The following is a 22,261-nucleotide window of genomic DNA, read 5'->3' on the forward strand; positions in this document are numbered from 1 at the left end:
CGGGTATGTCCACTTTGCACCTTTACGCACGGCTGAACGAAGCCGTTCCGCTAAATGCTTTGCCCGAAAGGAAATTGGTCGCTAGCCAGCGGCTGAGCAGGGGAAGAGTAGTGATCAGATTACCGAAATTCGCGGCTATCATCTTCGCGGCACTGGCAAGCGTACAGGTTGCAGCCCAGCCGATGGAGCAGGTTCCGGAACGAAGCGAAGGCGAAGGCCCCTTCCCCGTGCTGATCATTTCGGGTGCCAACATGATCGAAGGTTCGGGTGCGCCGCCGACCGGGCCGGTGGATATCGTGGTCGAGGGAAATCGCATCACCGCGATCCACGGCGGCAGCGCGCCTGACGAAGTTCGGGCACGCGCCGGACGGATCATCAATGCTCAGGGAATGACCGTGCTGCCAGGCTTCGTCGATACGCATGGACATAACGGCGATACGGGCAAGGCCCCGCAGCCTGCCTATGGCTACAAGCTATGGCTCGCCCATGGGGTCACTAGCGTCCGGGGCGTGTCCTTCTACTGGGGCCCGGACCAACCGGACCTGTCCGATAGCCGCCGCAGCGCCGCCAATACCATCACCGCCCCGCGCCTGTTCCCCTATGCCGCCATGGGCGACAAATGGGGCGGCGGCGCGATCGACAGCGAGGCGCAGGCGCGTGCCTGGGTGCGCTGGGCGAAGGCGCAGGGATATTGGGGCATCAAGTTTTTCAACTCGCTCGAACCTGCCATTCTGGAAGCAGCGCTGGACGAAGCGGACAAGCAGGGCCTCGGCACTGTCGCCCACCTTGCACAGCCAGGAGTGCAGCGCGTGAATGCGCGCAAGGCCGTCGAGCTCGGGATGGACGGCATCACCCATTTCTACGGACATTTCGAAAGCCTGCTCGATGACAATGCCCTGCCCCGCTATCCGCAGGGTTATAACTACAGCGACGAACAATCGCGCTTCGGCTGGGTCGCACGGCTGGCCGATCAGGTGGTCGAGCCGGGCAGCGAGGAATGGGGCGAGTATATCGACTTCCTCGTGGAAAGCGACGTGACCCTGAGCCCGACATTCAACATCTATTCCGCCAGCCGCGACGTCATGGCGGCGAAGAACCGCGATTGGCATTCCCGCTATACGCTGCCCAGCCTGATGGATTTCTACGCGCCCAGCGCAACCAATCACGGCAGCTATTACAAGGACTGGAGCACCGAGGACGAAGTCGCCTGGCGCAAGTTCTATCGCTACTGGTTCGATCTCACCGCCGAGTTCCATCGCCGTGGCGGACGCGTCACTGTGGGCAGCGATCCGGGCTATATCTACCAGACCTGGGGCTTCGCCTATATCGGCGAACTGGAGATGCTTCGCGAGGCCGGTCTCTCGCCGCTGGAGGTCATGCGCGCCGCCACCGTCGCAGGAGCCCAGGAGATATACGAACCGCGCGGAGAAAACCCGCCCATGGGTACCATCCAGGTGGGCAAACTGGCCGATCTGGTGATCGTACCGGGCAATCCTCTCGACAATCTCAAGCTGCTCTACGGCACCGGTCATACGAGGCTGAATTACGACAGCGGAGAGATCGAGCAGGTCGGCGGCGTCCGCTGGACCATCAAGGACGGCGTGGTTTACGACGCGCCAGCGCTTCTCGAAGATGTAGCGCAGATGGTGGAGGCGCAAAAAGCGGCACGCTAAGCGCTTGCAGCATGGGGATAGCGCGACTACCTCGCGCCCCCTATGGCACAGCCCCCTATCCTCAGTCTCGAAGGCATGGCCCTGCAGCAGGGCGGCAAATGGCTGTTCGGCGGGCCGGACAACCCGCCGCTCGACCTGCACATCGGCCCTCGTGACCGCCTGGCACTGATCGGCCGCAACGGCGTGGGCAAGACCACGCTGTTCCGCATGATCGACGGGCAGATCGAGACTGATGCGGGTACCCGCAAGGTCAAGCCGCACGCGAAGATCGTCCTGCTCGAACAGGACCCGGACATTTCCGGTCACACCACGCTAATGGACTGGGCGCTGGACGGCGACCATGCGCCGCAGGAATTCGAAGTCGAGGCCATTGCAGGCCAGCTGGGCATCGACATGAGCCGCGAGACGAGCGGCGCAAGTGGCGGCGAAAGACGCCGGGCCGCCATTGCGCGCGCGCTGGCGCAGGAACCCGACCTGCTGCTGATGGACGAGCCGACCAACCACCTCGACCTCGGCGCGATCGACTGGCTCGAAAGCTGGCTCGACCGCTACAAGGGTGCCTTCGTCGTCATCAGCCACGACCGCACTTTCCTCAAGCGCCTGACGCGCGCGACCATCTGGCTCGACCGCGGAAACCTGCGCCGAAAGGAAGTCGGCTTTGGCGGTTACGAAGCCTGGGAAGAGCAGGTCTATGCCGAGGAAGCGCGCGCGGCGGAAAAGCTGGATGCGAAACTCAAGCTCGAGGCGCATTGGCTCGAACGCGGCGTCACCGCGCGGCGCAAGCGCAATCAGGGCCGCCTCGAAAAGCTGTGGGAGATGCGCGCGCAGCGGGCATCGATGATTTCTGCGGGCGGGACCGCCAAGCTCAAGCTTGCGACGGAGGAGGAGTTCAAGTCCAAGTCCGTCATCACCGCAGACAGAATCACCAAGGCTTACGGCGATCGCACCATCATCAAGCCCTTCTCCCTTCGCATCCAGCGTGGCGACCGGATCGGCATCGTCGGCGCGAACGGGGCGGGCAAGACGACGCTGCTCAAGATGCTCACCGGCGAGCTTGAGCCAGACAGCGGCACGGTGGAGATCGCCAAAACGCTGACCGGCGTGATGATCGACCAGCAGCGGCAGCTCCTCACCGCCGACAAGACCGTGCGGCAGGTGCTGGCCGAAGGCGGCGACTGGATCGATGTGCGCGGAGTACGCAAGCACGTTCAGGGATATCTGAAGGAATTCCTGTTCGACCCGAAGATCGTCGACATGAAGGTTTCGGTGCTTTCGGGCGGCGAGCGGTCGCGCCTGCTGCTGGCGCGCGAGTTCGCCAAGGCATCCAACCTCCTCGTCCTCGACGAGCCGACCAACGATCTCGACCTTGAAACGCTCGACCTGCTGCAGGAAGTCATCGCCGATTACGAAGGTACCGTGCTGATCGTCAGCCACGACCGCGACTTCCTCGACCGTACCGTGACCATCACGCTGGGCCTCGATGGTACGGGCAAGGTCGATGTGGTCGCGGGCGGCTATGAAGACTGGCAGGCGAAGCGGCAGCAACCGGTCGCCGGAAAGGCGAAAACCGCCAAAGACGAGAACAAGCCCGCGCCTCCGCCCCCTCCGTCAAAGCCAACCAAGCTGTCCTACAAGGACCAGCGCGATTACGAGCTGTTGCCCGCGCGCATCGAGGAACTCGAAGCCGCGATTGCGCGCGGTGAGCAGATCCTCGCCGACCCCGATCTCTACACTTCCGATCCGCAACGCTTCGCCAATGTCTCCAAAGGCATCGAAAATGCGCGGACCGAGAAGGAAGCGGCCGAGGAACGCTGGCTGGAGCTGGCCGAGCAGGTCGAGGCGCTTTGAGCCACGAAGAACTCGTCCGCGAAATAGCAGGCTGTCGCCTTTGCGCCGCTCACCTCCCCCATGGGGTCCGCCCGGTCGCCAGCTTCTCCCCCACGGCGCGCCTGCTCATCATCGGCCAGGCACCCGGGTCGAAAGTCCACGAGACCGGCATTCCCTGGGACGACAGGAGCGGCGACCGGCTGCGCGAGTGGACGGGCCTGTCGAAAGTCCAGATGTACGATGCTGCGCGCGTCGCGCTGGTGCCGATGGGTTTTTGCTATCCCGGCAAGGCAAGTGGCGGTGACAATCCGCCTCGCCCCGAGTGTGCGCCGCAATGGCACCAGCGGGTGCTCGACGTCCTGCCCGACCAGCGGCTGACCTTGCTGGTCGGCACCTATGCCCAGGCGTATTACCTGCCCGATACGCGAAAAATGCCGATGACCGAACGCGTCCGGGCTTTTCGCGAATTCCTCCCGCACTTCTTCCCCCTGCCCCACCCTGCCTGGCGGAGTGCGATCTGGATGAAACAGAACCCGTGGTTCGAAGCGGAAGTCCTGCCGATCCTGCGTGACGAGATAGTTCAGGCACTAGAGACATAAAGCTGTCAGGTTGACACAGTTGACACTGTCCAGGGCATTCATTCGATCCTGTAAAAATCGGCAACCCGGTCGAGCGCGAGCTTGAGCACAAGCTTGCCGCTACGTGCAGGCCAGCCAAGATCCCTTTCGGCTTCGGGCAGGTTTTCGCAGGCGCAGGCGACACGCCAGAGAATGTCACTGAGGCCATTCCCGGCTTCGGCCATCGCTCCGTCGAAACGTGCCTTGGCGGATAGCTGGCGTTCCGTCGGTGTCAGGCCGTCACCGCCGCCGCAGTCGACCCGCACCGGGTCCCAACGCATTGTGACCGATGGCGATAGCTGGGCACGTTCGTAATCCGCTCTCAGCCGCTCGCCTGCATCGAACAGGCGGTCATCGAGGTGTCCACGCGCATGCAGCCATGTGAGCGGGGATTCGCGCAGGTTTACCGTTACTGTGCGCCTTTTTCCCCTGACCGATCCTCCGCGCCTCGGCCCTACTTCTGTCAGTTCGCGTTCGACCAGCTCTTTATGCATGCCTTTGTCTCCAGATTGTGCGGACCGACCTTGCGTTGAAGCGGTTAATGTAGGAAAGACAAATCACCGATTTGGTTAGCAGGGAGTTGGAAGTGATCAACCGTATCCGCGATATCCGCAAGCAGAAGGGAATGACCCTGGCGGACCTTGCCGAAGCGTGCGACCCGCCAACCACGCCGCAGACGCTCGGCCGGTTGGAAACGGGCATGCGCAACCTCTCGCTGAAATGGATGGAACGGATCGGTGCGGCCCTCGGAGTCGAGCCGGAGATGCTTGTTCGCTCGGAAAAGGCAGGCCACCCGCAGGTGGTGGCGGCGCTTGGGCAATCCGGGGCGGAAGCGCTCGGCACAACGCGGGATGCCATGCTCGCCACCGATCTGGGCGGAGACGGCGCGCTGGTGGTCATGACTGTCGACTATCCCCACGGCGAATATCGCCCGGGTGACCAATTATGGCTCCGCCAGCTGGCTCCGGAAGACGCTGCCCGCGCTGTCAATCGCGACGTGCTGGTGCCGAGAAAGGGTGGCCGCTTCGCCTTCGGCCGGTTGATCGACCGGCAGGGGAAACTGGTCGGCCTGCTGCCGGCCGGACATGGGGAAAAGCAGCAGGTGGTCGACAGTCCAGCCTGGATCGCTGTAGCAGAAATGCTCGTCCGCCGCCTCTAACCGGCAGCGGACAATAGCCTCATACTTCGCCGCGCAGCTTCTTTTCCTGTTTGTCGGCGACAGTCTCCTGGGGGATGAAGCTGTCCGAATTGACCCCCATCCAAACGAGCAGCGGTCCGGCCATATACACCGAACTGTACGTTCCGACGAAGATGCCGAGCGTTATGCCTGCAGTCAGTCCGAACAGGCTGGCCGGTCCGAAGAGCAAGAGGGGGACGAGTGCGATGAGCAGCGTCAGCGATGTCATCACGGTACGCGCCAAGGTCTCGTTCACCGACAGATCAAGCAATTCCGGAAGTGGCATCTTGCGATACTTCTTCAGGTTCTCGCGAATGCGGTCATAGATAACGATCGTATCGTTCAAGGAGTAGCCGATGATAGCCAGGATCGCAGCGATGATCTGCAGGCTGAATTCGATCTGGAACAGGGCGAACATGCCCAGGGTCAGCGACACGTCGTGGAATAGGGCAAACAGGCCGCCTACGCCGAACTGCCACTCGAAGCGGATCCAGATGTAAAGCGCGACCGCGAGCATGGCTGCCATCAACGCCCATACGGCGTCTTCGCGGAATTCGCCCGATACCTTGCCGGAGACATTGTCGTTCCCGTCCAGCCTGAAGTCCGGATAATTGCCCTGCAGCTCCTCGACTACGGTATTGGCGGCCTCCTGCGCGGCCTCGTTGTCGGCCGACACTTCGTCCGGCAGCCGGACGCGGATCGAAACCTGGTTGTCCTCGCCGAAGCGCTGCACCACCGGTGAGCCGTAACCGAGATTTTCGATGTCCTCGCGTAGCTGGGCAACGGGCGCATCGGTTCGCTCGGTAAAGGTCGCACGCACTTCGAGGCCGCCGGCGAAATCGACGCCGTAATTGAGGCCCTTCGTCATGACGAGCGCCCAGCTTGCCGCGATCAGCAGTATGCTGACGACGAAGAACGGCACGCGCCATTTGAGGAACTTGATATTGGTATCGTCGGGGACGAGCTTGAGCAGTTTCATCTTCCGTCGTCCTTAAATGTTGAGGTCCGTCGGCCGCGTCTTGCGCAACCAGCCTGCCACCCACATCCGGGTAAGCGGTACGGCGGTGAAGACTGAGGTGAACAGGCCCACGACCAGCACCACGGCGAAGCCCTTGATCGGACCCGAACCGAACTGGAACAGCAGCACACCGGCGATGAAGTTGGTGACGTTGGCGTCGTAAATGGCGCGGCTGGCTTCGATATAGCCGTTTTCCACCGCCGCCATGACCCTGCGTCCGCGTTTGCGTTCCTCGCGGATGCGCTCGTTGATCAGCACGTTGGCGTCGACCGCCGCACCGATCGTAAGAACGAAACCGGCGATGCCGGGGAGCGTCAGGGTCGAACCGAGTGCGGCCATGATCCCCAGCAGCATGAGGACGTTGATAACCAGCGCCACCGTCGCATAAATGCCGAACCGGCCATAAGTGACTATCATCAGCGCCATGACGAGCAGTGTTCCGATGCCCATGGCAAGGAGTCCCTGCTTGATCGAGTCCGCCCCGAGATCTGGCCCGACCGTGCGTTCCTCGACCACGGCGAGATCGACCGGAAGCGCGCCCGAACGTAGCTGGATCGCCAGTTCGTTTGCGGATTCGGTGGTGAAGCTGCCGCTGATCTGCGACTGGCCGTTCTGGATCGGCTCGAGCATCCGCGGGGCAGAGATCACCTCGCCATCGAGAATGATGGCGAACTGACGGCCGGTATATTGGGTGGTAAGCGTGGCGAAGCGGCGCCCGCCTTCGGGGTTGAAGGTAATGCTGACGACCGGTTCGTTGGTCTGCTGGTCGAAGGTCTGGATGGCACCGGTGAGCGTTTCACCATCGATGCCGCCAAGCCGCTGCACGACAACGCCGGTACCCTGATAGACTTCACGGTCCGCATAGGGGAGGACTTCACCGCCGGGGACGAAGCCGCGGCTGACTTCTTCTGCCGTAGCCTCCCGTTCAACCAGCTTGAACTCCAGCTGCGCGGTCTTGCCGAGCAATTCCTTCAGCTGTTCGGGATCCTGCAGGCCGGGGACCTGTACCACAATCCGCGTATCGCCCTGGCGCAGGATGGTCGGTTCGCGCGTGCCAAGCTCGTCGACGCGAATTCCGATGGTGCGCAGCGCGCCTTCCATCGCGGCATCGACTGCGTTGCTGAGACCCGCCTCCGTCTGGGTCAGGACAAAACGCTGACCATCGACGACCTGGAGATCCCATTCGCGCACCGGCCCGGTGCCTGCCATCAAGTCTTCGATTGCGGCCCGTGCCCGGTCTATGTCCCCCGCGTCGTCGAGCAGGAAGCTCAACTCACCGTTCTCGCTGGAGACGTCGCCGATGCGGATTCGCGGTTCAGCGCGGCGCATGGCGTTGCGCACGCCTTCTTCCATGTCCTCGAGCCGCTTGCTCGCCACTTGGGCGCGCTCCGCTTCGAGCAGAATGTGGCTGCCCCCTGCAAGGTCGAGCCCGAGATTGACGGTCGGATTGGGAAGCTGCTCGGGCCAATCATTATTGGTCAGCGAAGCGATCGAGGGAAGCGCTGCGAGCACGCCAAGTATGGCAATGCCCCAGAGCATGACCTTCTTCCAGGTCGGAAATTCCAGCATGGCGGCGTTCTATCCTTTTCGCGCGCTCAGTCGTTCGCGGGCTTGGCTGGCTTCGCGCTCAAGACCTCGCCGATGGTCTGCTTGACCGCGCGCACCTTGACGCCCTTGGCCAGTTCCAGTTCGACGAATTGATCCTCGACCTTGGTAATCTTGCCGACCAGGCCGCCCGCGGTAACCACCTCGTCGCCCCGCTTCAGGCCTTCGACCTTTTCCCGGTGCGCCTTCTGCTGACGGAGCTGCGGACGGATCATCAGGAACCAGAAGACCGCGAAAATCGCGACCCAGGGCAATACCTGCAGCCAGATCGGCGGCTGGGCAGCGGCGGAACCGGCGGCGGCGAGAATGTCGAGCATGGAAGTGTCTTGCCTGTCTTTATGAAGCTTGTCGAACCGATGTCAGTTGGGCGCTGGCCGCACACGCTTCAAGGCACGCGGTCATCCCCTCCTGCAAATTGTGGCGCGCGACTAGCAGCAATGTAAGGGGCTGGCAACGAGATGGGCTGCGAGACAGGCGCTTGCCATGCGCGAAAGCCCCGCCTATAGGGCCGCCTCCACTGGCTTCGGGACGTAGCGCAGTCTGGTAGCGCACCATACTGGGGGTGTGGGGGTCGCTGGTTCGAATCCAGTCGTCCCGACCAGTGGTTTTCATTCAGATCGCCGTGCTCGCACCTCTCGCTGGAATGGGGAGGTGCTGATCACCCCAGCTGCAGTTACCCAAGATCCGGGAAGCTATCCGTTGACGATTTGTTGCAGGGTCGGACCTGTCGGCGACGCCGACACGGCGTTCCCCGCCAATCTTTCGACCAACCCCTGAGTGCCGGTCGCCGCTCCCAGCAAGTGCCCCTGGACCATGTCGCACGACATTGCCCTCACATACGCGAGCTGTTCCATCGTCTCGATATGCTCCGCCACACAGCGAGACCCGACCGAATGGCACAGGTGAACAAGTCCCCGCAGGACATGGCGCGCCCGCGGACATTCGGTGATTTTTGCCGATAGGGAACCGTCGAACTTGACGATATCGAAACTCAGGTCCCGCAGATAGCCGACCGACGCATGTCCTGCGCCAAAATCATCCAGAGCCAGCTGGCAACCTGCCCCTCGCAAGGCGTGCATCTGTTCACGCGCTTCCTCCATATCCGAGAGAATTGCGGTTTCGGTGACCTTCAGTTGCAACCTTTCCGGCGAAAATCCGGATTGCTCCACGATCGTCAAAAGCCTCGTGGAAGCATCGGGCCTGGATAATTGGGCAGCACTCAGATTGAACGACAGCCCGATGGTGCCCGGCCATTTGGATGCTTCGGACAAGGCGCGTCGCAACAAGACATCGTTGAGTTCGTGAATCATGCCGAGCTGTTCGGCGACCCGAATAAATTCACCGGGCACGATCGCACCCAGATCGGGGTTATTCCAGCGCGCCAGCGCTTCTGCCGCAACGATCTCGCCATGTTCAAGATCGACGATCGGTTGGAAATGAACTTCCACCTCTTCAAGGACGCGCCCCGTCAGGAGCAGACCTTCGATCTCTTTCCGCCGCCTGTCGTATTCGAACAGCTCTTCATTATAGAGCCGCCATCCCCCGCGCCCGCTGGTCTTGACCTTGTAAAGCGCGGAATCGGCTTGCCTGAGGAATTCACCTACCGACGTGGTCTGGGCGCCTGCTTCGGTGAGGCCGCACGAAGCAGTCACCTTCAACGACTTGCCGTTCCAGACTACCGGATCGGCAGTCAATCGACAGATTAGGCTGCCCACTTCCGCGAGTTCGGTCTGCCCCAATCCGGCCGGCCAGAAGACGGCGAATTCGTCTCCGCCCATTCGCGCAATGAGCGCGTCCCGGCCGAATTCGTTTTCCATGCGCTGGCCAATCTCCGCAAGAATGGCGTCACCCGCGGCGTGTCCATAGGCATCATTGGCCGGCTTGAAGAAATCGAGATCGAACAGGGCAAGCAGAGAGCCGGGTTGCTCGTTTGATGCGTGCACCAGACCCTCTTCGATTGCTTCCACCAGGGTTTCGCGGTTGGCAAGGCCAGTGAGTCCGTCCCTGCTGGCCTTCAACAAGGCTGCAGTTTCGGCTGCTATTGCGCGGTTTCGCTCGCGATCTACGGCAAAGCGGCCCTCGACCAGATCGGTGAGCGCTTTACCGTGGAAATAGAGCAGGCGGATAACGAGAAGCAGCGCCAGAAAGAGGCTGACCCCGATGCCTTTGAAAGCAGGTTCATCCATGAAGAGCAGGCGGCCGGCTACCGGTAAACCGACCAGAATGACTGGCAGCGTAGCGACCAGTGAGAAACTGCTCAGGCCGAATGCCGCCCCCAGGGTCATGAGGATGCTGTAGAGAAGAACCGCAAAAATCTGGTCTTCGTATTCCACCAGCAAGACCTGGACCCAGACAGCGAAAACGGCAGAGATCAGCGCAGTAAAAAAGGCGATCCTGGAGAGTTCGCTTTCAATGTTGGCGATCTGACCGATCGGCTTTTGCAGGAAGAACCAGTAAAAAAAGCGCCAGCCGAGCACTAGGGCAAGAACTATTCCGAACGGCCCCGGCGGGTTCCCGAGCCCCCTGGTTGCGAGATGAAGTCCCACCAGGTTGATGAGCAAGACAGCGTAGAGCAGCGGGATCTGCCGCTTCAGATTTCTGACGATCTCGCGAAGCTGCTCGGCCCTTTCCCCTTCGGACATCTGGGGAAACAGAAAGCGGCGTAACATGCTCATCGTCGTACCATACGACGATGCCTTAAAATTTTGGTTAATATCGGGATAAGGGTTTCTTCCGCGACCTGGCTAGGCTGTGTAATCGGCGACGCTATTCTAACACAATAACAGTCAAGACCTACCAGTATTTATTTACTAATTCTCATGACCGGCAATCCGTAACTTGAAACGCCTCTCCGATGCTTTTCGCCGAACCGATAAAGGTCTGAGCATCTCTCCGACCAGAAATGACGGAACACTTCACGCGTCTTTCGAAAGCGTTCGAAGGTAAACCCCATAGGTAAAACCACACATCTCCTGGCTAACGCAATGGGGGGTAATATGTGCTTGATCTTGCAGAATAGGTTGAAACGAATTCCGGAGAAGAATGTGCAAGAACGCCGTCAAAGTGAACGGGTCCGTCAGGTGTTCCTTCCCGCATGTATGACAATAGGCGATAGAAATTACGTCGTGGTCATCCGGGACCTTTCGGAATCGGGCATCGGCATTCGCTGTACAATCGCTGCCAAACCGGGACAGAAGGTCAGCATACAATGGGGAAGCAATGACCCGCTCGAAGGAGAAGTGGGCTGGCTTTCCGAGGACCGGATGGGCGTAATAACCGAGTGTTCTCCAATCGCGCATAGCGATGGTTCTCCGCCCCGTGCGAGCCGCTTCGAAGTAAGCCTCCCCGTCAAGGTCTACCACCGCGACACATCCGTGGAGGCAGAACTCGTCAACCTGTCGACAAAAGGTATGTCGATCGCACATCCAGGCCAGCTTGGGTTTGGCGAGTTGGTGACGGTTTGCCTGGGGGCACAAAGCTTCGAGCAGTGCACCATACGCTGGTCGCGTGACGGCGCTTCGGGTCTGTTGCTGAAAGAAGCGCTGAGACTGGATGAGATCAGGCACATACTGGAACTGGCACAGGGCAGTTGGCGCTGGCACGAGCAAACCGCCTTCAGCCAAGCATCCTGAACAGATAAATCCACGGACACATGGAAGGCTGCTGCGAAACCGGGATCAGATCGAGCCCGGCACGCAGGCCTTCATCCCAATTCCAGATGACATCGCTGGCGCCAAGGAGCGGATCGCGCTTACCGAACACTACTTTCCTACACTAACCAATATGGTTCAGATGCAGGAAAGGAGGTCCACTAAATGGCACTAATTGATTCGCTTATCGGCCCTATCGCTTCCATCATCGACAAGATCATCCCGGACAAGGAGGCGCGCGCCAAGGCCAAGCTCGAACTTCTCGCGCTCGAAGGATCGCACGAGCTCAAGGCCATCGAGGCGCGCCTCTCGGCCATCGTTGCAGAGGCGCAGTCGCCCGATCCCTGGACTAGCAGGGCGCGGCCCAGTTTCCTGTATGTGATGTATGCAATGATCCTTTTCGCCCTGCCGATGGGGATCGTTGCGGCTTTTTCCGCCGAGACGGCACAGGATATCGGTGCCGGGATTTCCGCTTACCTGCGCGGCCTTCCCGAAGAACTCTATGCCCTCTTCGGGACAGGCTACCTCGGCTACACCGCTGCACGGCAGTGGGGTAAGGCGAAAGGCGTTGAAGGACGGTGACTTGCCGCTAAGAGTGGGGCCATGACCGGTACGGTATTCGTCCTAAATGGCCCCAACCTCAACCTGCTCGGCACGCGCGAGCCGGAAATCTACGGTTCCGACACGCTGGCCGATATCGAGCAGGCGCTGCACGAACAGGCGGAGGCGCTGGGGCTGGACATCAGCTTCCACCAGACCAATTACGAAGGCCAGCTGGTCGACTGGCTGCATGAGGCGAGTCGGCAGGGCGCCAGGGCCGTGCTGCTCAACGCTGCGGCCTATACGCACACTTCCATCGCCCTGCTGGATGCCATCAAGGCAATCGACGTGCCGGTGATCGAGGTTCATCTTTCCGACCCGGCCAAGCGCGAGGAATTCCGGCACATATCCTATGTCGGCATGGGAGCCGTCGATTGCGTTCAGGGCCTTGGCGCACGCAGTTATTCCGTAGCGTTGGAGAAAGCCGCGGCGCTCTAAATCCGCCCCCTACCCCTTGTCTTGGCGCGCCAGCCAGAGCATAGGCGCGTCCAATAACTGACAAGGGACCATTCATGGCCGATCGCAAAGGCGCCGGACATTCCGGCATGAACGTCGACACCTCTCTCGTGCGCGAACTTGCCGAGATGCTGGGCGACACCGGACTCACCGAAATCGAAGTAGAGGATGGCGACCGCAAGATCCGCGTTTCGCGCGGCGGCGGCGTGGCTATGGCGGCTGCTCCCGCTCCGATGGCCAACCCGGCCCCGGCGGTACCTGCCGCCCCCGCTGCGCCTGCGGAAACCGCACAGGCAGAAGCGGACACGGCTGGCGCCATGAAATCGCCCATGGTCGGCACGGTCTATCTTGCCCCCGAACCCGGCGCTTCGGACTTCGTGAAGGTCGGCGACAGCGTCAAGGAAGGCCAGACGCTCCTGATCGTCGAGGCGATGAAGGTCATGAACCCGATCACCGCCGACAAGGCTGGAACGGTCAAATCGATCCTGGTCGAGAACGCGCAGCCGGTCGAGTTCGGCCAGCCGCTGATCGTCATCGGGTAAGCCATGCCGATTTCTCGAATCCTCATCGCCAACCGCGGCGAAATTGCGCTTCGCATCCACCGCGCTGCGCATGAAATGGGCATCGAAACGGTTGCCGTTCACTCCACCGCGGATGCCGACGCAATGCATGTGCGCCTTGCCGACCACGCGGTCTGCATCGGTCCGCCGGCGGCAGGCGAAAGCTATCTCAACGTCGCCAACATCATCTCGGCCGCCGAGATCACGCAGGCCGACGCCATCCATCCCGGCTATGGCTTCCTCTCGGAAAACGCCAAGTTCGCCGAGATCGTCGAAGCACACGATATCGCCTGGATCGGACCCAAGCCCGAACATATCCGCACCATGGGCGACAAGGTGGAAGCCAAGCGTACCGCTGGCGCCCTCGGACTTCCGCTGGTACCGGGCAGCGACGGCGCGGTGTCGGATTTCGACGAAGCACGCAGTATTGCGGCGGAAATCGGCTATCCGGTCATCATCAAGGCTGCCAGTGGCGGCGGCGGCCGCGGCATGAAGGTCTGCGAGAGCGAAGACCAGCTCGAAACCTTGATGCAGCAGGCCGGCAGCGAGGCGAAGGCGGCTTTCGGCGATGCCACCGTCTATATCGAGAAATATCTCGGCAACCCGCGCCATATCGAGTTCCAGGTCTTCGGTGACGGCAACGGCAATGCGATCCATCTGGGCGAGCGCGACTGTTCGTTGCAACGTCGCCACCAGAAGGTTCTGGAGGAGGCGCCCTCGCCCGTCATCTCCGACGAAGATCGCATGCGCATGGGCGAAACCTGCGCCAAGGCAATGCGCGACATGGCCTATCGCGGCGCCGGAACGATCGAATTCCTATGGGAAAACGGCGAGTTCTATTTCATCGAGATGAACACGCGCCTGCAGGTCGAACACCCGGTGACCGAAGCGATTACCGGCGTCGATCTGGTGCGCGAACAGATCCGCATTGCCGCAGGCAAGGAACTGTCGCTCACGCAGGACGAGATCGAGTTCAAGGGCCATGCAATCGAGTGCCGCATCAACGCGGAAGACCCGTGGACCTTCGCGCCCAGCCCCGGGAAGGTGACGTATTATCACGCTGCCGGTGGGATGCATGTGCGCGTGGATAGCGGGCTCTATGCTGGCTATTCCATCCCGCCCTATTACGACAGCATGATCGCCAAGCTGATCGTCTACGGTCGCACCCGCGAAGGCTGCATGATGCGGTTGAAGCGTGCGCTGGAGGAAATGGTGATCGAGGGGGTCAAGACCTCGGTGCCGCTGCACCAGGCACTGCTCGAACAGGATGACGTAAAAAGCGGCGACTATTCGATCAAATGGCTCGAGGATTGGCTCAAGACGCGGGCTAGCTGACCCAAGCGCGCGAAAGCCTTTGCGGTCGGCGCGAATGAATGCTGGCCGCGATCGGAGATGAGCGGTTTGCCAGAGTGCCCATCGTGGGTGTATGCCGGTTGCCATGAACCGAACCCCTATCCTGATCCTGCCAGCGCTTCTGGCGGCATGCCAGATTGCGCCTGCCGAAAATCCGGCTCCCGCGACATATGGATCGGGCGTTTTCGAAAGGGATACAGCTGAATATCGCGGGCAAAAATTCGCCCGCAACCGGTGCTCCGATTGCCATGCAGTCGAGCCTTTGCAGCTATCGCCGAACCCGTCGGCACCCAGCTTCGTGGATGTCGCGAACACTCCGGGTCTCAGCCGGGAAAGCCTCGCAACGTGGCTCAAGACCACGCATGACTTCCCGAGCGAGATGTATTTCGAGATTCCGGAAGAACATATCGACGATCTGGTCGCCTACATGCTGACGTTGCAGACCGCGGACTACGAACCCGCGATCTAGGCGCGCTGAAAAAGGCCGGGGGACGCAAGAACCTTGAGATTGGCGGACGCTTGACGCCCACCTGCAGCACTCAGAGCGGAACGCCGGGCTCGTTCTTGCTGGTACGGATGGTCAGCGACGTCTTCACGCTGGCCACGTTCGGCGCGGGGGTGAGCTTGCTCGTCAGGAATTCCTGGAATGCCTGCAGGTCGCGCGCCACGATCTTGATGATGAAATCGATCTCGCCATTGAGCATATGCACTTCGCGCACTTCGGGCAGGTCTTTCATCGCCTGCTCGAATTCCCGCAGCGCAGTTTCGGCCTGGCTCTTCAGGCTCACCATGGCAAAGACCGTGATCGAAAAGCCCAGCTTGGAAGGATGGAGTTCGGCGTGATAGCCGCGAATGACCCCTTCTTCTTCCAGCGCGCGGACCCGGCGCAGGCACGGCGGCGCCGTCAGGCCTACGCGATGCGCCAGTTCGACATTGGTGATCCTGCCTTCATTCTGCAATTCGCGGAGCAGACGCCGATCGATCTCGTCGAGATTGGCCATGAGACGTTCCTCTTCTAACTTGAGCCTTTGCGAACACATTGCGCATATGAAATGTTGAAAACGCGCAACCATCCGATTGGCTAACATTATTATGTTTGCCAGCAATTGTCCTCTTTTGCAACGGGGTGTCAGATCCATCTTGGGTAAATGAACACTTAACCATATCTGTTGTCCGTCCTTGAGTGCGATTCTGCGATGGCGGACACTCCAGAGAAGCCCCGTTTGCCGGAGATGGAATGCATTTCGACGACCGCCTTGCTACCGTGCTGCGCCTGCGCGCAACCGGCGAGCGTGCGGCGAAGACGCAGTTCCGCCAGCTTATCGACCTGCTTGGAGAACGTCCGCAAGCTGGAGATCCGGCACTCAAGGCGGCGGCCTATCTTCGCCTGATCGCCCTGGGCGAAATGATTCCGGTCAAGATCCGGACGGCCCTGGTCGGCGAAAGCGGCTGGCGCTTTCGCAATCCCGAACTGGTCAAATGGTTTGGCGGGGCCCACCCGCATGTCGCCGCTGCCGCGCTTTACCGGGCGCAACTTACCGCACCGGAATGGGCCGAGCTAATTCCCAAGCTCCCGATCCGGGCACGCGGTTTCCTGCGTCACCGCCGCGACCTTCCGCCGGAAGCGGTGAAGGTGCTCGACCGCCTTGGCGTGTCCGACTGGGCATTGCCTCAGCCGGAACCGCTCGAACTGATGGACGAGTTGGTACCGCCGGAAGATATCGATGCCCCGGTACATGCTGCGGATGTTCGTCCCGCAGAAGGGGAGCCGAACCGTCCTCCCGGCAAAGAAGACGTGCGTACACTGGTCGAACGGATCGAAAGCTTCCGACGTGCCCGCAAGACTGGCGCGGGCGGCGATGTTGACCCGCAGGCCCCTCGTCTGCCTATGGGCGATGAGGACCGTCCAAACGACGTGGAGTTCGATCACTTCCTCTTCGGCGCGGATGCCGAGGGCAGGATAGATTGGGCAGAAGGCAATATTGCGCCGATGGTGATCGGGATCGATCTTGCCGCTCTTGGTTCTACGGCAGTTGCGCAGGCAATCTCGCGTCGCCAACCACTACACAATACCCGTCTCCCATTGCGCGGGGCGAAACGCATCGAAGGCGAATGGATCGTCGATGCGACTCCGCGTTTCACGCGCGGCGAAGGGCGGTTCTTCGGTTATGCCGGTCGTTTCCGCAGGGTGATGCCCGAAGTGGCGAACCCCCGCAGTGCCGAGGCGGACCGCCTGCGCCAATTGCTTCACGAGCTGCGCACGCCGGTCAACGCCATGCAGGGCTATGCCGAGATTATCCAGCAACAGGTGATCGGTCCGGTGCCGCACGAATATCGCTCGATCGCGGCAACGATAGCCGGCGATTCGGCGCATATCCTGGCCGGCTTCGACGAACTCGACCGGCTGGCGAGACTGGAGACGCGGGCGCTCGATCTCGAGGCGGGGCAGTGTGACTTCGCCGCCATTGCGCGCCGTCAGGTGATGCAGCTCCAGACGGTGCTAAGCCCGCGCGTTGCCCGTTTCGATGCGAAGCTGGGGGATGTGCGCGCTCCGCTCGCTCTCGCCCAGTCGGAAGCGGAAGTGCTGGCATGGCGTCTTCTGGCTACACTCGCCGGAGCGACTGGCGCAGGCGAGGCGATCCGCCTCGATCTCGATACCGAGGGCGACCAGATCGAGTTTGCAGCGACCCTGCCTGCGACCTTGCGCGAGGCGGAGGACATTTTCTCGGTCGAGACGCGCCCTGCCATGGGGGCACTCAGCGCGGGCATATTCGGAGCGGGTTTCTCGCTCAGGCTGGCACGCGCCGAAGCACGCGTTGCGGGAGGCGACCTGATGCGCGACGGCGAACGCCTGGTGCTCTCGCTCCCGCTGCTGACCGGTGCCGAAGCCGTCCCTGCGCCGGAAAGTGCAGCCGGATAGGCAAAAGGCGTGCATCGCCGCTTGCCCTTGGCCTGAAGCGCGGCTAGGCGGCGTTTTCGCCTTCTCGGACGGTTGGCGGGGGCCCGTAGCTCAGTTGGTTAGAGCTGGCCGCTCATAACGGCTAGGTCGCGGGTTCGAGTCCTGCCGGGCCTACCAACCCGCCGTCCGGCATGAAGATCGACGTATGTGTCGGGGAGTGGCGCAGCCTGGTAGCGCACTTGTTTTGGGTACAAGGGGTCGCAGGTTCGAATCCTGTCTCCCCGACCACACGTCGATAAATCCGGAGGAGCGATAGTGACAGCGAGCACTGCCTCCCCGCCTCTGGATACCCGCGCGATCTGGGCGATCGCCTTGCCCGCCATGGTCACGAATGTCGCCACTGCGCTGATCGGCATCGGCGACATGTGGATCGTCGGGCGGCTCGGCGATGCACCGACACAGGGCGCGGTCGATATCGGCGCGCGGCTGTTCGCCGTGCTCTTTACCGTCATGAATTTCCTCAAGACCGGGACGACCGGGCTGGTCGCGCAGGCAGGCACCCGCTCGGGCGCCGATGAGCAGGCTGCCGTCCTTCTGCGCGGGCTGCTGGTCGGGCTGGCGATCGCCGCGATCCTATTGCTGGTAAAGCCTCTGCTGCTGCCCCTTGCCCTCGATGCGCTCGGCGCAACCGGGGAAGTGCGCGAGGCAGCCGGCGTCTATGCCGATATCCGCTACTGGAGCGCACCTGCGGTCATGGCCAACTTTGCCGCCATCGGCTTCCTGGTGGGCCAGCGGCGGATGCGGACGGTCCTGCTCGTCGAAGTCGCCTACAATCTGCTCAACGTCGGCCTTGGCCTCTGGTTCGTGCTGGAGCTAGAGTGGGGCATTGCCGGGATCGGCTGGTCGAGCTTCATCGCCGAATTCGCCAAGCTGGCGGTGCTGGCCGCTATCCTGCTTTCGGGCGCGAAGGGCAAAACCCTGATAGCGCGGGCGCGGTCTGGCGGGATCGCGAAGCTGGCTGAACTTCGCCCCTTTCTGTCGGTCAACCGGGACCTGTTCCTGAGGACTCTGGTACTGGTCATCGCACTGGCAGGTCTTACCCGGCTTTCTGCGGAGCGCGGCGCAGTGGTGCTGGCCGCCAACGGCATCATCTACCAGCTGTTCGTCTTCACCGCCCTGCTGCTCGACGGGTTCGAGAATGCCGCGCAGGTGCTCAATGGCGAACGCGCCGGAGCTCATGACCGGTCCGGCTTCGTAGCCTATGTACGGGCGATCCTGCTGCGGGGGATGGCGGCAGCTGCGCTGGTGGCACTGGGCTTCGCGCTCTTTGCCGATCCGATACTGGCAAGCTTTGCCGCAACGGAAGCGGTTCGGATGCAAGCGCAGGACCTCGCCCCGTGGCTGATCGTCATACCCTTCCTTGGCCTCGCAGGTTTCGTACTGGACGGCGTCTATGTCGGTGCGAGCTGGACGCAGCGCCTGTTCCTGACGATGGTCGGCGCAGCAATCGTTTACGGCGTGGCCCTGTGGCTCAGCTGGCCGCTGGGAAGTCACGGTCTGTGGCTATCCTTCAGTCTCTTCCTGATCGTCCGCGCAGCATTACAGCTGGCTTTCCTACCTTCGCTCTTAAACCGGCACTTCGGAAGATCGGGGACCTAACGAGGCGCTGTCGGCAGGACGATATCCTCGCCGTGATTGGCCAGCACCGCTACAGCGGCGGTCCACACCGCGACGTTCTGGCGAAGCTCGGCCGGATCGACCTTGTCCAGCGTATCGTCCGCCGTGTGGTGCAGGTCGAAATAGCGCGTGCCGTCCTGCTGCAAATCGATCAATGCGCCCTTCTGCTGGCGCACCAGATTGAGGTCTGCCCCGCCGGTCGCCACAATCCCGCTCGGTGCCACGCCGAAACGCGCCACTGCTGCTGCAAGCTGGCGATACAGCGCGGCATCGCTTGAGGTAAAATTGCTTTCCAGCCGCCAGATTCGGCCCGCACCGAAATCGCTTTCCAGCCCCACGAACACCGGCTCGTCGGCATGGGCGACGGCATAGGCTTCCGAGCCCCAAAGGCCGGTTTCCTCCGCCCCTGCGAAAAGCACGCGGATCGTGCGCAAAGGCTGGCCCTGCGCCGCCACATGCATTGCCGCAGCCGCGATGATGCCGCAGCCCGCCCCGTCGTCGATCGCGCCGGTGCCGATATCCCAGCTGTCGAGGTGACAGGCCAGCAGGACCGGCGGCAGCGAGGGGTCACGGCCGACGATGTCGCCCACCACGTTTCCGCTGCGGGTCGTGCCCAGATCGCGCGGGGTCATGACCAGCTTCATGCGGATCGGCTGGCCCTCGGCGCTGGCGAACATGCGTTCGAGATTGTCGGCATCGGGATTGGACAACGCGCCCGCGGGCGTCGGCTCCACACCTTCGGCAAAAGTCGTGGTCCCGGTGTGCGGGACGCGGTGGTTATCGGTGCCGATAGAGCGGATCACGGTCGCCAAAGCGCCCTTGCTCGCGGCGAGCGAAGGCGCAGTCCAGCGCGCCGGACCGGCAAAGCCGTAATGCGAGCCGTCCTGCGATGCGCGCATATCGTGGCTGACGAAGGCGATCTTGCCCACGAGGCTTCCGGGCGCCGCAGCCTCGAGGTCGGAATAGTGCGGGAAATAGACGACTTCCGCCTCGATCCCTTCGGCGCCGGTCGAACTCGATGTCGAGAGTGCAGTGATCGCCATCGGCTGGGCGAAGGGCGCGGTCACTTCGGCCCGCTCCTCGCCGCGAACCCATGTTTCCATGTCGAAAGGTTCGTCGGCGACATTGGCGAAGCCGTTGGCGCGCAGCCAGTCCATCGCCCAGACGCGCCCCCTCGCCTCCTGCTCGGTGCCCGGCATGCGCGGACCCACTTCGGTGGTTATGCCTTCGACGAAATCCCACGCGATCGTATCGCTTTCCAGCGCCTCGTCGGCGCGGTCGGCAGTGGCGGGAACGGAGAGCGAGAGCGCAGCAAGCGCGATGAGCGACCTTTTCATGGGGCCGCTTGCTAACAGCCCCGGCGCGTTTGCCAAGCCCCGACCATTTGTCTCTCCCGCCTTGCTCATCGCCCCTCGCGCGACTATCTGGCGCACCAACTCTCCCATTCTCGCAGATACATCCAAGGATTCGCCCGATGGCCGCGCAATACGCCTTCGTCATGAAGGACATGACCAAGACCTTCCCCGGTGCCAGCAAGCCGGTACTCAGCAACATCAACCTGCAGTTCTACCAGGGCGCCAAGATCGGCATCGTCGGCCCCAACGGTGCGGGCAAGTCCACGCTGATCAAGATCATGGCCGGCATCGACAAGGATTTCACCGGCGAGGCATGGCCGGGCGAGAACATCACCGTCGGCTATCTGGAGCAGGAGCCCGAGCTCGATCCGACCAAGACCGTGCTCGAAAACGTCAAGGACGGCGCGCGCGACATTGCCGACATGGTCGAACGGTTCAACCAGATCGGCATGGAAATGGGCGAGGAAGATGCCGATTTCGATGCGCTCAGCACCGAGATGTCGGAACTGCAGGACAAGATCGACGCGGTCGATGGCTGGACACTCGACAACCAGCTCGAAGTTGCGATGGAAGCTCTGCGTTGCCCTCCCGGCGACTGGCCCGTCAACGATCTGTCGGGCGGTGAGAAGCGCCGCGTGGCGCTGACCCGCCTGCTGATCCAGAAGCCGTCAATCCTGCTGCTGGACGAACCGACCAACCACCTTGATGCGGAATCCGTCCAGTGGCTGGAAAACCACCTCAAGGAATATGCGGGCGCGGTGCTGATGATCACCCACGATCGCTACTTCCTCGACAATGTGGTGGAATGGATCCTCGAACTCGACCGCGGCAGCTACTATCCGTACGAGGGCAATTACTCGACCTATCTGGAAAAGAAGGCCAAGCGCCTCGAACAGGAAAGCCGCGAGGAATCGGGCCGCTCGAAAGCCCTGTCGCGCGAACTGGAATGGATCCGCCAGACGCCCGCGGCCCGCCAGACCAAGTCGAAGGCGCGTATCCGCAAGTTCGAAGAGCTGCAGGAAGGCCAGAAGGACCGCAAGCCCGGCAAGGCGCAGATCGTCATCCAGGTGCCCGAACGCCTCGGCGGCAAGGTGATCGAGGCCAAGAACATCTCCAAGGCCTACGGCGACAAGCTGTTGTTCGAAGACCTGTCCTTCATGCTGCCCCCCGGCGGCATCGTCGGCGTGATCGGGCCTAACGGCGCGGGCAAGTCGACGCTGTTCAAGATCCTGACCGGCAAGGAAACCCCCGACAGCGGGACGGTCGAAATCGGCAGCACCGTCCACCTCGGCTTCGTGGACCAGAGCCGTGATCATCTGAACCCGAAGAACAACGTCTGGGAGGAAATCTCCGACGGGCTCGACTACATGAAGGTCAACGGCCACGACACCAGCACCCGCGCCTATGTCGGCGCGTTCAATTTCAAGGGCGCGGACCAGCAGAAGAACGTCGGCAAGCTGTCTGGCGGTGAACGCAACCGCGTGCACATGGCCAAGATGCTGAAGGAGGGCGGCAACGTCCTGCTGCTGGACGAACCGACCAACGATCTCGACGTGGAAACGCTGGGCGCGCTGGAAGAGGCAATCGAGAACTTCGCCGGCTGCGCCGTGGTCATCAGCCATGACCGCTTCTTCCTCGACCGACTGGCCACCCACATCCTCGCCTTCGAAGGCGACAGCCACGTCGAATGGTTCGAAGGCAATTTCGAAGCCTACGAAGAAGACAAGCGCCGCCGCATGGGCGACGCCGCCGATCGCCCGACGCGCCTGGCGTACAAGAAGCTGACCCGCTGAG

The 22,261-nt window shown here is 61.9% G+C and carries 21 protein-coding genes and 3 tRNA genes; 16 read left to right on the forward strand and 8 right to left on the reverse strand.

Translation table 11 applies throughout. From position 1 onward, the window contains the following. The first annotated feature begins 110 nt into the window (after positions 1-110). Genes K3180_RS07855 through K3180_RS07865 form a run of 3 tightly spaced genes read left to right on the forward strand, consistent with a single transcriptional unit; the run spans position 111 to position 4,099 of the window. Entirely contained in the window at positions 111-1,673 is a 1,563-nt protein-coding gene (locus K3180_RS07855) for an amidohydrolase family protein (protein ID WP_345719450.1), read from the forward strand. A gap of 42 nt (positions 1,674-1,715) precedes the next feature. Next, the gene (locus K3180_RS07860) at positions 1,716-3,521 is read left to right on the forward strand and encodes an ABC-F family ATP-binding cassette domain-containing protein (protein ID WP_221539685.1); all 1,806 of its coding nucleotides are present in this window, start codon (positions 1,716-1,718) and stop codon (positions 3,519-3,521) included. After that, positions 3,518-4,099 carry a uracil-DNA glycosylase family protein gene (locus tag K3180_RS07865; RefSeq protein WP_221539687.1) on the forward strand — a complete coding sequence of 194 codons (582 nt, stop codon included), beginning with the start codon at positions 3,518-3,520 and terminating at the stop codon, positions 4,097-4,099. Before K3180_RS07860 ends, K3180_RS07865 begins: the two co-directional genes overlap by 4 nt. 38 nt (positions 4,100-4,137) lie before the next feature. Here K3180_RS07865 and K3180_RS07870 read toward each other — a convergent pair whose 3' ends face one another. Further along, a complete protein-coding gene (locus tag K3180_RS07870) occupies positions 4,138-4,611 on the reverse strand; it encodes a DUF6456 domain-containing protein (RefSeq protein ID WP_221539689.1) in 474 nt (157 codons plus the stop codon). Positions 4,612-4,703: 92 nt separating this feature from the next. Between K3180_RS07870 and K3180_RS07875 the strand changes: the two genes are divergently transcribed. Beyond that, on the forward strand, positions 4,704-5,276 hold the full coding sequence (locus K3180_RS07875; protein ID WP_221539691.1) for a helix-turn-helix transcriptional regulator: 573 nt from the start codon (positions 4,704-4,706) through the stop codon (positions 5,274-5,276). Between the two features lie 19 nt (positions 5,277-5,295). Here K3180_RS07875 and secF read toward each other — a convergent pair whose 3' ends face one another. The 3 genes from secF to yajC are packed head-to-tail and all read right to left on the reverse strand — an operon-like array spanning position 5,296 to position 8,234. Then, entirely contained in the window at positions 5,296-6,273 is a 978-nt protein-coding gene (gene secF / locus K3180_RS07880; RefSeq protein WP_221539693.1) for a protein translocase subunit SecF, read from the reverse strand. Between the two features lie 12 nt (positions 6,274-6,285). Beyond that, on the reverse strand, positions 6,286-7,881 hold the full coding sequence (secD, locus tag K3180_RS07885; RefSeq protein WP_221539695.1) for a protein translocase subunit SecD: 1,596 nt from the start codon (positions 7,879-7,881) through the stop codon (positions 6,286-6,288). 26 nt (positions 7,882-7,907) lie between these two features. Further along, positions 7,908-8,234, reverse strand: coding sequence for a preprotein translocase subunit YajC (gene yajC, locus K3180_RS07890; protein ID WP_221539696.1), 327 nt, complete (start codon positions 8,232-8,234; stop codon positions 7,908-7,910). Positions 8,235-8,441: 207 nt separating this feature from the next. Here yajC and K3180_RS07895 point away from each other — a divergent pair. After that, positions 8,442-8,518, forward strand: a tRNA-Pro gene (locus tag K3180_RS07895). Positions 8,519-8,609: 91 nt separating this feature from the next. On the opposite strand, the gene K3180_RS07900 is transcribed toward K3180_RS07895, so the two are convergent. After that, positions 8,610-10,592 (reverse strand): putative bifunctional diguanylate cyclase/phosphodiesterase, encoded by a 1,983-nt coding sequence (locus tag K3180_RS07900; RefSeq protein WP_221539698.1) that lies wholly within the window; start codon positions 10,590-10,592, stop codon positions 8,610-8,612. A 321-nt stretch (positions 10,593-10,913) separates the two neighbouring features. On the opposite strand from K3180_RS07900, the gene K3180_RS07905 reads away from it, so the two are divergent. Then, positions 10,914-11,549, forward strand: coding sequence for a PilZ domain-containing protein (locus K3180_RS07905; protein ID WP_282098550.1), 636 nt, complete (start codon positions 10,914-10,916; stop codon positions 11,547-11,549). Here K3180_RS07905 and K3180_RS07910 read toward each other — a convergent pair. Then, positions 11,533-11,679 carry a hypothetical protein gene (locus K3180_RS07910; RefSeq protein ID WP_221539703.1) on the reverse strand — a complete coding sequence of 49 codons (147 nt, stop codon included), beginning with the start codon at positions 11,677-11,679 and terminating at the stop codon, positions 11,533-11,535. The genes K3180_RS07905 and K3180_RS07910 overlap by 17 nt on opposite strands. Before the next feature lie 53 nt (positions 11,680-11,732). Here K3180_RS07910 and K3180_RS07915 point away from each other — a divergent pair, with 53 nt between their 5' ends. From K3180_RS07915 to K3180_RS07935, 5 genes are all read left to right on the forward strand, one after another. Beyond that, positions 11,733-12,149, forward strand: coding sequence for a holin family protein (locus K3180_RS07915; RefSeq protein ID WP_221539704.1), 417 nt, complete (start codon positions 11,733-11,735; stop codon positions 12,147-12,149). A 21-nt stretch (positions 12,150-12,170) separates the two neighbouring features. Beyond that, positions 12,171-12,605 (forward strand): type II 3-dehydroquinate dehydratase, encoded by a 435-nt coding sequence (locus tag K3180_RS07920; protein WP_221539706.1) that lies wholly within the window; start codon positions 12,171-12,173, stop codon positions 12,603-12,605. Between the two features lie 74 nt (positions 12,606-12,679). Beyond that, positions 12,680-13,165, forward strand: a complete 486-nt coding sequence (gene accB, locus K3180_RS07925) for an acetyl-CoA carboxylase biotin carboxyl carrier protein (protein WP_247710408.1) — start codon at positions 12,680-12,682, stop codon at positions 13,163-13,165. Between the two features lie 3 nt (positions 13,166-13,168). Beyond that, a complete protein-coding gene (gene accC, locus K3180_RS07930) occupies positions 13,169-14,518 on the forward strand; it encodes an acetyl-CoA carboxylase biotin carboxylase subunit (protein WP_221539708.1) in 1,350 nt (449 codons plus the stop codon). Between the two features lie 103 nt (positions 14,519-14,621). Further along, on the forward strand, positions 14,622-15,005 hold the full coding sequence (locus K3180_RS07935; RefSeq protein WP_221539709.1) for a cytochrome c: 384 nt from the start codon (positions 14,622-14,624) through the stop codon (positions 15,003-15,005). A gap of 70 nt (positions 15,006-15,075) precedes the next feature. On the opposite strand, the gene K3180_RS07940 is transcribed toward K3180_RS07935, so the two are convergent. After that, entirely contained in the window at positions 15,076-15,537 is a 462-nt protein-coding gene (locus K3180_RS07940; protein WP_221539711.1) for an Lrp/AsnC family transcriptional regulator, read from the reverse strand. 236 nt (positions 15,538-15,773) lie between these two features. On the opposite strand from K3180_RS07940, the gene K3180_RS07945 reads away from it, so the two are divergent. The 4 genes from K3180_RS07945 (at position 15,774) to K3180_RS07960 (ending at position 19,094) form a co-directional block, all read left to right on the forward strand. Then, positions 15,774-17,456, forward strand: coding sequence for a sensor histidine kinase (locus K3180_RS07945; protein WP_221539714.1), 1,683 nt, complete (start codon positions 15,774-15,776; stop codon positions 17,454-17,456). Positions 17,457-17,535: 79 nt separating this feature from the next. Next, positions 17,536-17,612, forward strand: a tRNA-Ile gene (locus K3180_RS07950). Between the two features lie 34 nt (positions 17,613-17,646). Next, positions 17,647-17,723: transfer RNA gene (locus K3180_RS07955), tRNA-Pro, on the forward strand. 27 nt (positions 17,724-17,750) lie between these two features. Beyond that, on the forward strand, positions 17,751-19,094 hold the full coding sequence (locus K3180_RS07960; protein ID WP_221539716.1) for an MATE family efflux transporter: 1,344 nt from the start codon (positions 17,751-17,753) through the stop codon (positions 19,092-19,094). Here K3180_RS07960 and K3180_RS07965 read toward each other — a convergent pair. Next, positions 19,091-20,449 (reverse strand): M20/M25/M40 family metallo-hydrolase, encoded by a 1,359-nt coding sequence (locus K3180_RS07965; RefSeq protein ID WP_221539718.1) that lies wholly within the window; start codon positions 20,447-20,449, stop codon positions 19,091-19,093. The two genes, K3180_RS07960 and K3180_RS07965, sit on opposite strands and share 4 nt — an antisense overlap. A gap of 137 nt (positions 20,450-20,586) precedes the next feature. Between K3180_RS07965 and ettA the strand changes: the two genes are divergently transcribed. Next, positions 20,587-22,260: an energy-dependent translational throttle protein EttA gene (ettA, locus tag K3180_RS07970; RefSeq protein WP_221539720.1), complete on the forward strand. Its 1,674-nt coding sequence runs from the start codon at positions 20,587-20,589 to the stop codon at positions 22,258-22,260. Position 22,261: the final 1 nt, after the last annotated feature.

This window comes from Qipengyuania huizhouensis, assembly GCF_019711635.1.
Taxonomy (GTDB): Bacteria; Pseudomonadota; Alphaproteobacteria; order Sphingomonadales; family Sphingomonadaceae; genus Qipengyuania; species Qipengyuania huizhouensis.

Excerpts from the sequence above, each read along its gene's own strand:
- K3180_RS07860 (WP_221539685.1), top strand. The coding sequence starts at position 1,716 with ATGGCACAGCCCCCTATCCTCAGTCTCGAAGGCATGGCCCTGCAGCAG.
- K3180_RS07870 (WP_221539689.1), bottom strand. The coding sequence starts at position 4,611 with ATGCATAAAGAGCTGGTCGAACGCGAACTGACAGAAGTAGGGCCGAGG.
- secF (WP_221539693.1), bottom strand. The coding sequence starts at position 6,273 with ATGAAACTGCTCAAGCTCGTCCCCGACGATACCAATATCAAGTTCCTC.
- secD (WP_221539695.1), bottom strand. The coding sequence starts at position 7,881 with ATGCTGGAATTTCCGACCTGGAAGAAGGTCATGCTCTGGGGCATTGCC.
- yajC (WP_221539696.1), bottom strand. The coding sequence starts at position 8,234 with ATGCTCGACATTCTCGCCGCCGCCGGTTCCGCCGCTGCCCAGCCGCCG.
- K3180_RS07900 (WP_221539698.1), bottom strand. The coding sequence starts at position 10,592 with ATGAGCATGTTACGCCGCTTTCTGTTTCCCCAGATGTCCGAAGGGGAA.
- K3180_RS07905 (WP_282098550.1), top strand. The coding sequence starts at position 10,914 with ATGTGCTTGATCTTGCAGAATAGGTTGAAACGAATTCCGGAGAAGAAT.
- K3180_RS07915 (WP_221539704.1), top strand. The coding sequence starts at position 11,733 with ATGGCACTAATTGATTCGCTTATCGGCCCTATCGCTTCCATCATCGAC.
- K3180_RS07920 (WP_221539706.1), top strand. The coding sequence starts at position 12,171 with ATGACCGGTACGGTATTCGTCCTAAATGGCCCCAACCTCAACCTGCTC.
- accB (WP_247710408.1), top strand. The coding sequence starts at position 12,680 with ATGGCCGATCGCAAAGGCGCCGGACATTCCGGCATGAACGTCGACACC.
- accC (WP_221539708.1), top strand. The coding sequence starts at position 13,169 with ATGCCGATTTCTCGAATCCTCATCGCCAACCGCGGCGAAATTGCGCTT.
- K3180_RS07935 (WP_221539709.1), top strand. The coding sequence starts at position 14,622 with ATGAACCGAACCCCTATCCTGATCCTGCCAGCGCTTCTGGCGGCATGC.
- K3180_RS07940 (WP_221539711.1), bottom strand. The coding sequence starts at position 15,537 with ATGGCCAATCTCGACGAGATCGATCGGCGTCTGCTCCGCGAATTGCAG.
- K3180_RS07945 (WP_221539714.1), top strand. The coding sequence starts at position 15,774 with ATGCATTTCGACGACCGCCTTGCTACCGTGCTGCGCCTGCGCGCAACC.
- K3180_RS07965 (WP_221539718.1), bottom strand. The coding sequence starts at position 20,449 with ATGAAAAGGTCGCTCATCGCGCTTGCTGCGCTCTCGCTCTCCGTTCCC.
- ettA (WP_221539720.1), top strand. The coding sequence starts at position 20,587 with ATGGCCGCGCAATACGCCTTCGTCATGAAGGACATGACCAAGACCTTC.